Origin of the sequence: Bremerella sp. JC817 (assembly GCF_040718835.1) — a bacterium.
Lineage (GTDB): Bacteria > Planctomycetota > Planctomycetia > Pirellulales > Pirellulaceae > Bremerella.
Window position 1 is genome coordinate 91,406 of record NZ_JBFEFG010000274.1, and the last position, 15,621, is coordinate 107,026.

At 56.4% G+C, this 15,621-nt stretch carries 9 protein-coding genes; 2 read left to right on the forward strand and 7 right to left on the reverse strand.

What is annotated here, in order from left to right; genetic code table 11:
* Window positions 1-259: 259 nt before the first annotated feature.
* Window positions 260-4,618 carry a S8 family serine peptidase gene (locus tag AB1L30_RS14505; RefSeq protein ID WP_367014153.1) on the reverse strand — a complete coding sequence of 1,453 codons (4,359 nt, stop codon included), beginning with the start codon at window positions 4,616-4,618 and terminating at the stop codon, window positions 260-262.
* A gap of 395 nt (window positions 4,619-5,013) precedes the next feature.
* A complete protein-coding gene (locus tag AB1L30_RS14510; RefSeq protein WP_367014154.1) occupies window positions 5,014-6,525 on the reverse strand; it encodes a hypothetical protein in 1,512 nt (503 codons plus the stop codon).
* A 755-nt stretch (window positions 6,526-7,280) separates the two neighbouring features.
* On the opposite strand from AB1L30_RS14510, the gene AB1L30_RS14515 reads away from it, so the two are divergent.
* Window positions 7,281-8,252: a DUF1559 domain-containing protein gene (locus AB1L30_RS14515; RefSeq protein ID WP_367014155.1), complete on the forward strand. Its 972-nt coding sequence runs from the start codon at window positions 7,281-7,283 to the stop codon at window positions 8,250-8,252.
* Between the two features lie 76 nt (window positions 8,253-8,328).
* Entirely contained in the window at window positions 8,329-8,733 is a 405-nt protein-coding gene (locus AB1L30_RS14520) for a carboxypeptidase-like regulatory domain-containing protein (RefSeq protein ID WP_367014156.1), read from the forward strand.
* 99 nt (window positions 8,734-8,832) lie between these two features.
* On the opposite strand, the gene AB1L30_RS14525 is transcribed toward AB1L30_RS14520, so the two are convergent.
* The 5 genes from AB1L30_RS14525 to AB1L30_RS14545 form a co-directional block, all read right to left on the reverse strand.
* On the reverse strand, window positions 8,833-10,188 hold the full coding sequence (locus tag AB1L30_RS14525) for a hypothetical protein (protein WP_367014157.1): 1,356 nt from the start codon (window positions 10,186-10,188) through the stop codon (window positions 8,833-8,835).
* Between the two features lie 19 nt (window positions 10,189-10,207).
* Window positions 10,208-11,683, reverse strand: coding sequence for an IMP dehydrogenase (gene guaB / locus AB1L30_RS14530; RefSeq protein WP_345090817.1), 1,476 nt, complete (start codon window positions 11,681-11,683; stop codon window positions 10,208-10,210).
* A 344-nt stretch (window positions 11,684-12,027) separates the two neighbouring features.
* Entirely contained in the window at window positions 12,028-12,390 is a 363-nt protein-coding gene (locus tag AB1L30_RS14535; protein ID WP_367014158.1) for a hypothetical protein, read from the reverse strand.
* A 168-nt stretch (window positions 12,391-12,558) separates the two neighbouring features.
* Entirely contained in the window at window positions 12,559-13,644 is a 1,086-nt protein-coding gene (locus AB1L30_RS14540) for a DUF1559 domain-containing protein (RefSeq protein ID WP_367014159.1), read from the reverse strand.
* 445 nt (window positions 13,645-14,089) lie between these two features.
* The gene (locus AB1L30_RS14545) at window positions 14,090-15,298 is read right to left on the reverse strand and encodes a hypothetical protein (protein ID WP_367014160.1); all 1,209 of its coding nucleotides are present in this window, start codon (window positions 15,296-15,298) and stop codon (window positions 14,090-14,092) included.
* Window positions 15,299-15,621: the final 323 nt, after the last annotated feature.

The following is a 15,621-nucleotide window of genomic DNA, read 5'->3' on the forward strand; positions in this document are numbered from 1 at the left end:
CCCCCCACACTCGATGAACTCTGAGTAGAGAAGGACCCTGTCGACGTTTTGACGCGGGCACCCGGCAGCTAGTTCCCGTATTTCCCCTAGAATCTGGCCAATCCAATCAAATCGCGCTAATCTTCCAGCACCACCTTGGCCGAGAGGCAAAGTCAATCCTGACGCCGGACGTTTAGCGCAAGCGCATAAGAAAAGCCTCCCCGGTCTGGGGAGGCTCTTTTGATTTCTGAATTGGGCAAAACAGCCTGAAACCGGGTGTTTAGAGGCTAATCAGCTCGTTCTGCCATTCGTCGTCGGCGAACAGGTCGTCGCTGGCATCCGAAGAATCTTCTTCCAAGAGATCGACTCCGTCATCATTCGACCAGAGCAGATCGGACTGATCTTCGCCGAAGGCAGCCAAGGTTTGATCGGTGATGGATGGCTCGAAGGACAATTCCCCTTCACCTTCCAGAATTGCACCGGTCGCTGACGACGAACCGTCGGTGACGATCGGCTGGATTGTAACCAGGTTCGAGGCCGAAGCCGAGCTCGACTTGCTGCTCGATGACGAGGTCAACACAGCCGAAGTCGTGGAACTGCTCGAGGTCGATTCCGTCATCGTTTCGATGGCCGAATCGGTCGAAGAGGCCAGATCCGAGTAGGATTCACCCTCCGTTCGCGTGATTGGCTGACGCATCAGGGACAACAAGCGAATCAAGTCCGCATTGTTGAAGCGACCGTCGCCGTTCACATCGATGAATCGCTTGAAGCCAGCGGTCGCTGCCCCCATTTCTGGCAAGTCACGAGAACCAACCGTTCGCAGTTCCGCGATGACCGAAGCCAGGTCCTGGCCGGTCAGAATGCCGTCGTTGTTCACGTCGCCAGGGCTTGCCCCAGACGAATTGAAGAACGTTGCCACCGACGAACTGGTAACCGCATTCACGGGGAGTGCGGAAGTATCCAAAGCAGTCACCAAAGTTACCGTCGCAATTGCCGTGTTGCCGGCCGTGTCTTGAACGGTGTACTGGAAAGTGATGTCTTCGGTCAGATCGATCACGCCGGTCGCGTCGAACAAGATTCGCGTGCCATCTGGCGATACCGTGATGTCGAGACCAGGCGTCAAAACGGGACTGATGTTGGTCACGCTACCAGGAACGATCGTCAGCGTACGGTTGAAGTAGCTGCTATCGTTGGCCAGGACATTGAAGTACTGTCCGGCGGTGTCGTCTTCGTATTCGAAGATGTCGTTGCTGGCGTACAGACCCGGATCGGGATCTTGCGAGATGAAGATCTCGTAGTCTTCGATTTCGCCGAAGATGTCGTTGGCATCAGGAGCGATGTTCAAAGTGGGTCCAACGCGGAAGCGGATATCAACCGCCAGGCGAGCTTCTTCTGGCAGGAACGAATCGTCGAACACCCACGATGGAATCACGAAGGTGTAGTCGTGCGTTCCCATTTGCATGTGAACATTCTTGAAGATTTGTTCACCGGCGTCGTTGAAGTCGCCATCTTTGTTCAAGTCGATCCATGCATTCAGCACGGTATTCGAGTATTCGACACTCGACGTGATGCTGATCGTATTGGTCCCGATCTGGATACCGTTTCCGAAGAAGACACCATCGTCGACAACCGGGCTGTCACCCAGGAAGGCGCCATCGGCGATCGGAACGGTACCACCGATACCACTGTCGCCCGAGTCCGTTCCGGCGATCACGCCAAAGCTGATTTCGGAAGACGCTTCTGCGGAACCATCAGGATTGATTGTGACGGTAATCGGCGTATCGGTCGTGACCACATAGCCAGCGGTCGGAACCGGTAAGATCTGGAACTCGCCCGAGAACGCCGATCGCATCACGAAGCGACCAAGATCGTCCGAAGTAGCGGTTGGTTCACAAAGACCGATCTGGCCGTCACCGTTGTAGTCGATGAAGAATCGGATTCCGGCAATCCCCGCTTCACCCGCGTCCTGAACACCGTTGAGATTCAGGTCCTGGAAAGCCGTCCCCAGAATGCCCGAAGTCACGCCACCGAGCACGTCGGAAGCCAAGACCAGTTGGTCGTTGTCGAAGGCGATGCCTTGGGCACCAACCGAAATGAATTCGTCGTCGTTACGGACTTCAAAGCGGAACAAGTCCGAGTCGTAACCGGTGAAGTACTGTCCGGTCGCAGCTGCTTCCGCCATGGCATCGGTGATGCCGACCATGCTGCCTTCCGCGGTGATCATGTAGTTCTGCGGTGGAGCAGCGTTGACAAAGTCAGCCGAGGCGAGCGTGCCAGATGGCAGGAACTCGTAGTAGGTGTCGTCGCCGCCGGAAGCACCAACCCATAGATCGAGGCCCAGACGATTCACGGCTTGCGTGATCGCCGATTCGGCATCGGCCCAGTACTGCATCTGAACGGCAGTCATACCGTTGGTCACGGCGTTTTCGCCCGACAGGACGATCACGAGGTCGTGAGTCAGCAGCTCTTCAAAATCGCCGATACCGAAGTAGTCGATATTATAGAAGTCGGTTCGTTCGTAACCGGTGGCCGAAGTCGTACCATCGGAGAACGACCAGTTCACCAAACCGTTACCGACCACAGCGATCGAATAGTCTTCCTTGGCGATTTCCGCCAGCGTTCCCTTACCACGCAAGTAGTCGAGGATCGCGTAGTCGTAACCAAGTTGACCTGGCTGGTCGCCATCGAGGATCGCATGCGTGCTGGCGAAGAAATTCGCACCCACCGCGCCGGCGAAGGACGTCGTTCCTTCTGGCAGAGCGACGCCGCAAGCGTCTGTTGAGCCAGACGAACCACCATCACCACCGCCCGAACTCGTACCTGGAGTAGCATTCACCGCGGCTAGTGCGTTGACCAAACCGTAGCCGGTCTGGATATCAGGGCCCGAGGTGGCCATGTCGGTCGCCGTCGCGCCAAGGATATCGTAGATGTTCTCAGGCGTGAGGCTCGAGTTCTTCTGCAGCATCAACGCGGCAACGGCGGCAACGTGTGGAGCTGCGGCCGAGGTACCACCGAAGTTCGGGAAGCTATCGGCATCCTCAACAACATCGAAGGCAAAGAACGTATTGTTGCCGTCGTCTGGGCCGACGAAATCAGGCGTCATACGAATCTCGAACGTCGAGAGTCGGTTACCGGCGGTATCGTAGTAGGTCGGAACACCACCAACCGAAGAGTACGACTGCTTGACCGGAGGATTCGTACCGAATTCTGGCGTGTCATAGAAGCCAGCAGCACCAACGGCAGCGGCTCCCTTAGCAGTTACGTGACCGACGGCGGTACCGCTGTTGGTGAAGTACTCGTTGAAGGTGACACCCGGGTCAGCAGCCCAGACGTTGTACTTCAGCATCGTGGCGTCAACACCGGAGAATTTAGAAATCACGATGTGAAAGCTCGTCAGGCCGGTGTCGTTGTCGAATTCCAAAAATTCGATCGCGTCCGAACCCACGTTCGCGAAAACCGAACTGGCAACGACTTCATCGTTGTCGTCCAGCAGGTAAATGTCGTAGTCGCTTTGCGAACCAAGACCGCCTGCCGAGGCGAATGGCTGATCCCACTGCAGCACCAAAGCAAAATAGGTTCCCCGAGGAATCGTAACGCTTTGGCGGGTATCGATACCGGCACCTGGATCGAAGTCGTGCAGTTCGCCGAGATCATCGTCGATGATCACGCTTGGCTGGTAAGCAGCCTGATAGCTTTCGGTACCCGAGTTGCCAGCGGCGGTGAAGTACGAAACGCCCTGGGCAACTACCATATCGATCGCCTGGGCGATGATACCGTCCTGGAACCAAGGTTCGTTGGCATAACCAACGTCGTCGACGATGATGTCCGCCCCAGCTGCGGCCAAGGCAAGGATACCAAGGGCGAAGTCGAGGTCCGATTCCCATGCGGTATAAAACAGAATGTCAGCACCAGGGGCCACATCGTGCACGATTTGAGCCATCGCGCGGCCTTCGTCTGGCAGCGAGCCGACGAGGTCGGCTGGATCGGTAACGTCTTTCAGAATGGTGACGTTGGCTGGCAGGTCGTCGTTAGCGATGTCGCCCGCCATGCCGCCCAGCGCGTCGAACGAGTTCGACAGAATACCGACCGAGATGCCGGTTCCATCAAAACCCAGGCTGGCCCGGACTTCATCCGACTGCATTACTGCGTCGCCCTGGCTGGTCGTTAGCCCCGCATTGGCCGTCGGGGTGGTCACAGCGGCGACCGAAAGAATGCTGTCAACCGATTCGAGGGATTCGATCTTATCGAGCGTGATTCGAGCCGAAACAATCCTGCCGAACGACTGCGTGTCGGTGGCTCCGAGTTCATTCAGATCAGCGATGACGGCGTCGGCCGTGGTCGCTGCAATTGCTCGAATAAGAATTGTGTTACCGTCGACCCGGGTCGAACGAACATCGATGGTGACGTCGCCGCCATCGTAGTTGGGGTCGGTGACCTGAGCATTATATTGCCGAACGACACTGACCAGGTTCGTGCTGAACTTGGTCCATTCGTTCTCGGACTTCTGCTCGACGCCATCTGCGAACGTGACCGTCCCTGGAATGTCGATCGCAACATCACCCGTCAACAGATTTCGGGTTTCCAACGCCTCGATCTGTTGCATGCGGGTTCGTTTCTGGCGTTTGATTCCACGTTTCATGGAAACACTCCTCACCTACGATGAATCTCAAGTTGTTCTGATGAAATGGACGGGAGACCAGTCATTTCGATGAGCACAGTACCCGGTCGGCGATCTTGCCTTCCGAAACCGCTTTGGGAGCGAACCAACTGCCCCTGTCTTGGGCCGCTCACACCACTCACCTGTCGGCTTTGCCCCGCCATTTAGGTAGTTCTGCGGAATATACTTAGACTGACATTAGTCGCGAATGTTCCGTTTTTCTACCCATTTCCCCGGAAATCGACAAAAACGATTCCCCCCGACAGAGCCGTCTCTGCAGAAAGAATCGTTCTATATGTCCATCGAGCGCAAAAAAATAGGGCCGGCAAGTTGCCGACCCTATTAGCGTTTCTGATAGTCGAGCTAATTGGTAGGTCTTACCAGGTGTACTCGAAACCGACCGTTGGACCATGGTAAAGAGCGTTACCGTTGTCGTTGATGTTCGCTGCACGGCCCGCCAGAGCGGTATTCAGCGGAACGGCTCCACCGGTCTGGAAGTTGAAGGAATCGCTACCCAGTGCCACACCGTCGATGTAGACGATCTGGTAACCGGCTCGCAAGGTACCGCGAGGAACGATGCGGAAGGTGCTCAGGAAGCCAGCTTCCAGAACCATCGAGGCTCGACGCTGGGCGGTCGTTTCCTGGATGTTAATACCACCAAAGTTGATATTCGATTCCTGTGTTGCACGGTTGCCGTAGACACCGATCTCACCGAACAGCGACAGCGTCCAGCGAGTGGTCAGCTTCAGAGCCGAGTCCGTACCCCACTGCACACCGAACAGGTCGTTGTCAGCGTCGACGATATATTCGAGGGTGCCACCGCTCCCCTGAGTGTTCAGGACGGCGTCGTCGTCAACTCGAACGTAGCGGATACCAACCCACCACGAGCTTTGCCACCAGCAGTTAGCTGAGGTGAAGAAGCGGCGGTAGTTCAGCTCGAACGAATCGAAGCGGTTCGACGAGGAGTACAGCATCAGGTCGCCACCGTCGGTTTCAGCGTAACCACCAACCGGATCGGTACCGAAGTCCGAGAAAGGCGAGAAGAGGTTACCGTTACCGTAAGCTCCTTGCTGCGAAGCCCAGTTGCCCATGCCCATGTAGCTGAACTCGAGGTTGCCACCTGGGGTGAAGGCTCGATTGAGCGACATGCGGACGCCACCTTGGTTGGTGAAGTCGACGTCGTCCGTATCGAGAACCGGGTTATTCGCACCACCCTGGGAAGCCAGAACGATGTTGTTATTCCCTGGTTCGTAGATAAAGAAGGTCGCGTCGACAACCACGTCGGCCCAGCGAGGAGCACAACGGCCACCGAAGGCCGAAAGGTCCCAGGCGTTGCCGATACCGCGGCTGAAACCGCAGTACATGCCGCCACCGGTCAGTCCGCAGCAGCCGCCGCAACCGGCTCCGCCACAAGCACTGCAACCGTTACCGAGACCACCGAGGTGACCTCCGCGGCAGCTTTGGCAGCCTGCACCGCCACACGACTGACAGCCGTAGCCGCCGAGGTGACCTGCAGGCATGACATTCGGATCCATCATTGGCTGGCCAGGCCCGGCCATGCCGTACCCCGGACCCATCGGCATGCCATAGGCGGCCGGCGACACTCCGTTGGGAGCGTATCCTGCAGCCATGCCTGGCATCATCATCTGGCCGTAAGGATCCATGGCCACATAGGGGTTCATCCCAGGCTGCATCTGCGGCCCTGGCTGGCCTTCAGGATGACGTTCGACACGCCAATCGCCGCTGGCGATATGGGTGACGGCAGACGTTTCCTGACCGATCGTCTTTTGACCGGTTTGGTTGGCATAGGTTGTCTTGGCAGCGTTTGCCTGGCCGGCAAAAAGCACTGTGGACAACGTTAAGGCAGTCCACAAGGTAGTGGCTCTCATGGGTTCCTCTTTCGCAATCGAAAGGCAACTGGATGGCCCAGTGGTCGACAACGGTTGGTGAATGAGCGGCCGGAAGTCAAATAACAGACCTCCAGCGTGTATCAGGTTGAGTTTTCGATACCTTCAACACAAACGATCGGCACGGAAACGCAGGCAAAACCAACACTTTCAGCATGAGCCGCAGATATTTTGCAAATTAACAAGATTACCAATCCTGCTAGCAAGAGGGTCCGTCGGATCATCGCGGGCTGATTTATAGGGAAAGCGGCGTTTACCCTATAATTTCCAGGCAATTTGCACACTTTCGAGCCTTTCCAGAGGCTCAATTCACTTGACTGGCGTATATCTCTGCGGACTGATCGATCGGGCTTCGCCGAGCTGTTTCAGGTTCTTCAGACACTTATCACAAGTCGGAACGTTCGATTTCCGGCGAACTATTTGCTTTCCTGGCGCAACACCTATGGATTGCGGCCCAGAGACTAGGATCCCTCCCTAAGCCGGAGACCAGCTCACGAAAGGGGAAAGAAGCAAAAGGCTCAATTCTCTTACCAATCCGGCACCCCCTCTAGATAGCGGCCTCAATCGCCAATCTGGGGAATGGTGGCATCCGTTCCTTTAGCTTCCTACAAGGAAAGCCCGTTTCTACGTCCTCAAGGCGTGCAAAAACAAAAGAATTTGATTTTAAATGAATATTTCACTAGACTCCAAGCCTCTTCGCATCACTCTTCTTCTCTAGCCACGTAAGGAGTCTCGTCATGCTGGCGAAAAGAGGTTTCACCCTCGTCGAATTGCTGGTGGTCATCGCCATTATTGGTGTGCTGATCGCCTTGTTGTTACCAGCCGTTCAGCAGGCCAGGGAAGCGGCCCGTCGAATTAACTGCAATAACAACCTGAAGAACCTGGTCATTGCTCTGCACAATCATCACGATACCTATGGCTATTTCCCGCCTGGAGGTGAGCACACCAATGACGACAATCGACAAATGTGGGGCTGGGGAGCCCGCATCCTTCCATTTGTGGAACAAACGAGCCTGTACGATCGCTTGGAGGTATCTCAACAGGATCTGAAAGTCACGCTGGACGACACCAGCCTTCGTCCCTTGGTGCAAACCCGGCTCGATGTTTTCATCTGTCCCTCCGATCCAGCAGGCCATCTGATGGATGGTGGGAAGATGAACGGTGGCACTGGCCGTCATTTCAGCGGCGATGCCAATCTCGGTACCAATTTCCGTTTGTCGAAGTCCAATTACATCGCCGTGATTGGGATGTACGACGTCAACCATCTGAAGAATAACGGCATCTTATTCCGCGGCAGCAAGACGCGTCTGGCAGACGTTACGGATGGCACCTCCAACACGTTCATTCTGGGTGAACGAAATCGTCGCTGTGCTCAGGGCACCTGGGTCGGCAATCGTAATTTGCCCGGAAGTGGCCCCCAGGGATCGGACTACACGCACGGGCGGATCACACGACCGCTGAACGATCCCTTAAACGGAACGCATCAGTGCATCGAAGGCTTTGCCAGCGATCACCCTGGCGGGGCACTTTTTGCTTATGCCGACGGATCGGTGCATTTCATCGCGGACACGATCCACTATCGCAACGCCGGTGTGAATGGCCAGGACTACCAGAACACCACGGCACCTCCCACCTTCAATCCGGCGAACCTGGGAGTCTATCAGCGTCTGGGCGTTCGTAATGACGGCCAGCCGATCGACAATTCTTAATTCACACCTTGGGCACGAGCCGGCGTCTTAGGGGGCAGACGCTGGCTCGTGCCTTTCTTGAAGGGAAGCTAACTCTATGAAACGACGTTGCGCACAGCTCTTTCTGCTTGGCATCTTTGCCATCACCGGCTGCGGATCGGGCAACACGTCGGCAACTACCGGAACAGTGACACTCGACGGAAAACCTTTGCCAAACGCCGAGGTGGTCTTCACGCCGGAAGGTGGTGGACGGCCAGCCGTCGCCGAGACGAACGAGCAGGGCGATTTCGAGCTGATCTATACCGTCGGCCAGAGTGGGGCTCCGCCAGGTAAGTATGTCGTGCGTGTGCGGACAGCAACCACCATGGTGAACGACAAAGGTAAAGAGGTGATCGTCGAAGAGAAGGTGCCTCGCAAGTACAACGATCAAACCGAATTGGTTTGCGAAGTGATTCAAGGCGAGACCAATCACTTCGAGCTTGATTTGAAAAGCGACGACTAACACCGCGTGGCATTGGCACGCTCAAGAAACAATGGAAGGGCAAGCCTGGCATGCAGGCTGCCCTTCCGGTCCAATCGCTCCCAGTGGGAAGTGAGCAGTTTAGGGGATCCAGTAGATCGCCCCGAGCACGGCTCCAGCCTGAGCGGCTGCGGCACGAGCACTCAGTGGAATTGGCGGAACCAGGTATGGTGCACAGTTGCCAGGTCGGTAGTACCCCAAGGCATAGCGGCACTCGGTTGGCGGGTTCAGCCCCATCTTGTAAGGCAGGACAGCGACGCTTCCGAAGAAGTGGGCCCCCGAGATGATCGGCTGCGAGATCGGTCCGGTCGTGTGACCGTAGCGTTCCAGGGCACGTTCTTCAAAGTACAGTGGCTTGTGGCACAGAGCCGAAGCGGTCCAGTTGACTTCCAGCGGAGCCCAGTGACGGCCCTCGAAAGGCTGATCGGTCCAACCGCATTCGTATGGCAGGTTCCAGTAGGCAGTCAGGAAGCACTTTTCATCGCTACCCAGATCCTGGATGCGAATACGCTTGATCTCTTCACCCGTGTCGATGCTGACACGGCGATCGCGGATGTCGATCATGCGACCGTCGGCGACGACCACACCTTCGATGTTTCGCCATTCGCGGGCAGGTGCTTCTTGCATGGCCTGAGCTTGCGACGACTCGGCGACAGCCGGATCGTCTTCGTCTGGAGCGAACGGCGACGAGATGTCGAGCGAGATTTGCTTGATGCTGAAGCGGCCGAGTTCCTCGCGGATTTCCTTGCAGTTATCCGATTCTTCGCAGCAGTTACGCTTCTGGTAGATCTGACCGCAGTTTGGATCGGCGTTGTTCGGAATTTCTGGCTGCGTACGGAACAGCGGTGGTGGCAATGCGTTCGACGAACGTGGAGGCGAGCTTGGCTGAACCGGAGCCATCGGCTTCACGTCAGGCGTTGGCATTTCGTCCATGGGGACGATATCCATCGGCGAGCTTTCCATCGGAACCGAAGGCATCGGACGCGATGGCTGCAGAGCAGGTTGCATCGGCGATGGTTCCATCGGCTGCGGCGTACCAGGCTGCTCCAGCATCGGTTCTTCGGCCATTGGCTGACCAACCGGAGGGGCAGGAGGAGCCGAGAAACGGCTCGGTGGCGTCGCCTGCTGTGCGGTGTAATGAGGGATCTGATCGCCAAACGGATCGTTGAATGGATCGGCCGGCGGCAGGGTCGAAGCGTTCTGCACAACCGAACGACCATCGGCCGAAGTCAGTTGGACATGCGAAGCCGGCTGAACGTTGCTGACCGGCTTGGCTTCTGAGCGAACCTTAGTAGAAGGTCGCCATTGCAGATGGCTTTGCGGCGTGCTCGATTGAATCGGGGCCGCGGTGTTTTGAGCCGTGGGGAGGGTACGAGGCGACTGGGCTTCAGCCACTGGCATCAAACCGCCCAGCACCACGCCACCTTGCACCATCAAGGTGGCGAGCAGCTTAATGCTATTCGTTTTTGTCGTGTGTCTCCGGGCTGTAGTTAGGAGACTCTTGAGTGATGGCGATGTCATGAGGATGGCTTTCCCTAACACTAGCCGAGGTAACTCGGATAAAGGTGGCGTCCTTGCGCAACTCCTCGATGGTCCGCGTTCCGCAGTACCCCATGCCGGCTCGTAAACCGCCAACAAGTTGGTACACAAACGCGTTCAAATGTCCTTTGAACGGCACACGACCTTCGACCCCTTCCGGGACCAGCTTGCCACCGTCGGTGACACTGCCTTGTCGGTACCGCTCCTTGGAGCCTTTCACCATCGCACCGAGGCTGCCCATCCCGCGGTAAACCTTGAAGGTTCGACCTTGGTAAAGGATCACCTCGCCAGGGCTTTCAGCCACGCCAGCGAACAACCCGCCAACCATGACCACACTAGCACCTGCTGCGATCGCCTTGGTAATGTCGCCAGAGAACCGCACGCCGCCGTCTGCGATGATCGGAATTCCGTGTTTCTGGGCAACCATGCTCGTGTCATGAATCGCCGTAATCTGCGGAACACCAACCCCGGAGACGACTCGGGTTGTACAGATCGAACCAGGTCCGATGCCAACCTTAACCGCGTCCGCGCCCGCCTTGATCAAGTCTTCGCATCCTTCCGCGGTCGCCACATTGCCGGCGATCACGTCGATGTTCCAATTCTTCTTGATCTCGCGAACGGTCTCGATGACGTTCTTGGAGTGCCCGTGAGCACTATCCACTACCAACACGTCGACGTCGGCATTGATGAGACTTTGAACTCGGTCGAAATCCATCACACCAACGGCGGCTCCAGCCCTGAGGCGTCCCATCGAGTCTTTGGACGCTTCGGGGAACCGGTTCATCATGTCAATGTCTTTGATCGTGATGAGACCCGTTAGTTTGTAATCTTCGTCAACCAGTAAAAGTTTCTCCACCTTTTTAGCCGTTAAAATTTGCTCAGCTTCCGCAAGCGTTACGGTCCCCGTTGCTGTCACGAGGTTGTCTTTCGTCATAACCTCTGCAATAGAAAGGGCATTCGACTCAAGGAACCGTAAATCGCGGCGGGTGATGATACCAGCTAGCTTGCCATCGGTTCCGATGATCGGAACGCCGGAAACGTGATGCTGATCCATCAGACGCTTCGCTTCGTCGACAGGTGCTGTCGGTGGTAGCGTCACCGGGTCGACGATAATGCCGTTGGCAGACCGCTTCACCTTGGTGACTTCTTCGGTCTGCACTTCGGTCGAGAGATTCTTATGGATGATGCCCAGGCCACCTTCTTTTGCCAGGGCGATCGCCATCTCCGATTCGGTGACGGTATCCATGGGCGAGCTGAGCAGCGGAATGTTCAGCGAGATGTTCGCCGTCAGGTTGGTCTTCGTCGTAACATCGGCCGGCACGAAGTCGCTGTAGCGGGGACTCAACAAGACGTCATCGAAGGTAATCGCGACCTTATTGAAGCGATCTTCCATGGACATACAAACTCCTGTCGGTAATGGGTGCTGGCAAATGCGAGGGGAGAAACCCTGTATTATGCACCAAACCGCCCCACCTCGGCAACGCATGGAACTTTAACAAAAACGGGAGCTTTAGGAGATTTTTCGCCCGATATTTGCCCCATTCGCCACTCGCTACGGGCAAATCGTCTTCCAGCCTCGGCTTCGGCAGGCAGACCCTGCCAATTCTGGCTTCCGATCCAGGTACGAAAAAAGGAGGCGTCCCGATTGGAACGCCTCCCCCGTGTGTAATTCCGGCAAAGAGAATCAACGCGTCGAGCCGGCCGCTGGTTAAGATTTGCCGTGACTCGACGACCTGGTTAGTTGCGCAACTCGATTACGAGATCCTGGTTTCCTTCAGGACCGATCGTTGCTGTCAGTCCGGAAGTCTTGTAGCTGATGTATTTCTCGGGCAGAAACGAACGGGCGATCGACTTGTCGGCGTCGGGATCGGTTGTTTCGATCTCGATCACTTCGGTCTTAACCGCGGAAACCTTGTACTCGGCTGGAACCATTCCGTCGTGCGTCGGATAGGCCTGCAGCACGAAACGTCCATCCATATCGGTTCGAGCCGAACCACCTGGGAATCCTGCGTGTTCGTCGACTGGCGTGAACACGATGATGGCCTCGGAAACGGGCTCGTCGTTATAGAGCAAAATGCCTGAGGCAGGCACTAGAGCCATGGCACCTTCAGGAAGAGCACGCCCCCCAAAACCACAACCAAACTGTCCCAGCATCAATACGCCTAGGACTGCGATGAATGCAATTCTCATGGTTTGTCTGTTTAACTCCACCAATCACACGGCCGAATTCGGTCGACCGTGTGGTAAAAGCCAGTTGGGAAGAATGCCTTAGTCGTTGCTGACCGTTTCGCCAGCGGCACGGGTACCAAGGGCCCCCCACACCCCATAGGGCGAAGCATAGCCAGCGTTATAGACGGGGTGAATCTGCGACTGGTCCCCGGTGTCGATCGTATCGGTAATGAACCGAGCCGAACCGTCCGCGAAGGTGCAGACGATACCGCCTGGATGCTTGCTACCGGCACTGTACAGCCCGACATACACGTGCCCCATCTGCGGCTGCGTGAAGCAGGATGGCGAGTTCGGCGGGACGTTGGTGTGGAAGCCGGCAAAGAATTCAGCCCCATCCGCCCAGCGATAACCACGCAGCTGCTCGCCGGAAGCGACCCAACCGTCGGCGTAGTATTCGTTGTTGTTGTAGTCGTACAACGCCTTACATGCGGCGGGGTTATTGATCCGCGACGTGCTGGCAACCATGCCGATATGACGGCGCGAGGTGGGTCGCGAGAGCTCCGACAAGGCAATTGTGTTCGAAGTGCCGTCGATGATGTCGCGGAAACGATACGACATGTACGAACCGAACATACCACGCGAGCCACGCACGGTTGGCGTCGTCACTGAGGTGCTGATCGCGGTTCCGTTGGCGCTGTCGCCACCGCACATCACGTAGTTGTACATACCGATCGCGTTGTTCGCTGGCGGTGGTCCTTGGCCGTCCGAAGGGCAGAGCAGGGCATCGACAACCGCTTCCGCGAACGTTGGACCGGTGATTTTCGAGGAATCCCATGGCGGAGCTTCGACACCACCCACAAAGTGATCGTAGAGTGCCTGTTGTTCGTAGAACGGAGCCAGGAACAAGAACCCGCTCAGACGACTACGCTGACCACCGGTCGACGAACTTGGAGCCCCAGTGCCACCATTCCGAAACGGGAACGAGCCGAAAGCGTCGTGATAGTTGTGCAGTGCGAGTCCCAACTGCTTCAAGTTGTTGGTGCACTGCATACGTCGTGCAGCTTCGCGGGCTTGCTGGACGGCTGGCAGAAGCAGAGCGATCAACACGCCGATGATCGCGATCACCACAAGCAGTTCCACCAAGGTAAAACCGCGCAGACGATTGCGGTTCAGACCCATTTGCATAATTACATCCTTATGAAGACGAAAAAACAGGTAGGCGTCAGACGACCATCCATCGCGCAGTGCACGACGTAACCGTCGTTCGACGGAGCGGGAGGCTAAAGCCTGGAAGTTTTAAGGATGCATGATCGGGGTAAGACTCAAACTAAGAACCATTTGCCGAATCCGTCCACCCTTATCGCAGGGGGTGGCAATTCGTCGAAAAAAGCGTCCGCGTCGTAAACAATCGCGGCCTGCGCCAAACGAGCAGCGACGGAAAAAGGGAACGACCTGCGCATAATCCCACATTCCGACGGCAATTCAGGCATCGAAGGTTCCCATGCCTTTGAGGGTCCGCGCGATATGGGACTTAAGAATCGTTAGCCGACTAAGAGCATGTCCGTTTAAACTGCTAACTATTCTGCGCAAAGGGATATGAAGAATTTTGCCCTCTCCCTGCAGGCGTAGATTATCGCCGCTTCGAGTCGGCGATCTTCCACAGTGGCGGCGTGTTTACGAAGCCATATTGCTTGGCGAAAGCGTCCTCTCGCACGCGACGTGTTTCAGCATGCGAAACCGCAAACAGAGGGAGAATCGGCGTGCCGTCTTCTCGCTTCTCGTACTCGGCATCCTTTTTCTGACACATCAAAACGCCACCCATCCGTCCGCCAGGGGTCTCTCCGATAAGGATGTCGATCTTCACCGGACCTTTCAGCTTGATCCATTTGCCGGCATAGGCCGAACGCGTGGTGATGACCTTCGGACCGCCGAATTCCTGTCGTAGCGAGTTGTCGTAAGGACCATTGCCGACGTTCACCATCGGTTCCCATGAACCATCCAGCACCGGCTTGTTGTTGATGTAGACCATCAGCATGTCGTCGAAGAACCCGACAAACCGCCATTCGCCACCTTCCGGCGGCGAGACCACTCCGGTGTAGTGAACGAACCAGCCGCGCGGCTCGACTTCGCCTTCAACATTGAAGGCCTTGGGGGCATCGTTGGCATCCGCGTTCGGAATCATCAGCTGCGAGAGCTGCAAACGCGTGCTGGCCTCGAAGAACCTTTGCGTGGCCTGGTCCGACATGCCCGCCGCCACCAGGCGATTCATCGTGGCAATATAGTCCGGAAAACGACCGGTATAGCTGAGCGGTCGACGCGAGCGATCCTGCTTCATATCGAAGAAACGCCCCACCAGGCCAGGACCATACATCCCGGAACCCGCCCCGGCACCGCCGCCCCCGGATGAACCAAAGCGACTGGAGTTGTCGCCTCCGCCGATCTCTTCCATCAGCGAATCGCTCGACATTATCGACTCGAAGCTCTCGACCACTTGCAGCGAGTTGTCCATCATCTCGACCGCTTCCACTTCAACGACGGGCGTTTCCTGAGCCTCGATCGTCAACGCTTCCGCCATCATCTCGTTCAGTTCGTTTTCCATTTCGGAGAGGTCTTCGGCGAACTCGAATTCCTCGAAGCTGTCCATTTCGAGCGACTCTTCCGAATCGTTGACGGCATCGATCACCATCATCTTCGGCTTTTCGTCCAGATCGACGGTCAGAACCACCAATAAGACGATCAGCATGAAGTGGACAAAGGCACTGGTCAGCATCGGAACGACGCGAAAGAAATTGTTGCCCGAGTGCGACGATTCAGTCGATTCCGGAGATTCGTTGTCCATAGAAACTATCTTGGCCAAGGGGAGATGCGGAGCAGGGATGGCGCGATCGTCGAAGCGCAATCACCGCCAATGCACGCAGAGTGCCAGCGTGTAGAAGACCGCTTAGATGATGGATATCCGCGAACCATCCCGAGAACTGTTCGGGTAAAGATTCGCAGTGGTCTGGACGGACTATTCCCGATCCGGCGCTGCAGAAGGAAGAAAGATCGACAGAATTTTATACTTACTCCCTCCCGCTGTTTCTCGTGATATCTGAGGCGACAGCCGCGTCACTTCAACCGACACTCCCCCAGGCCAATGGCAGGCGAGATCACCGCTAAGGA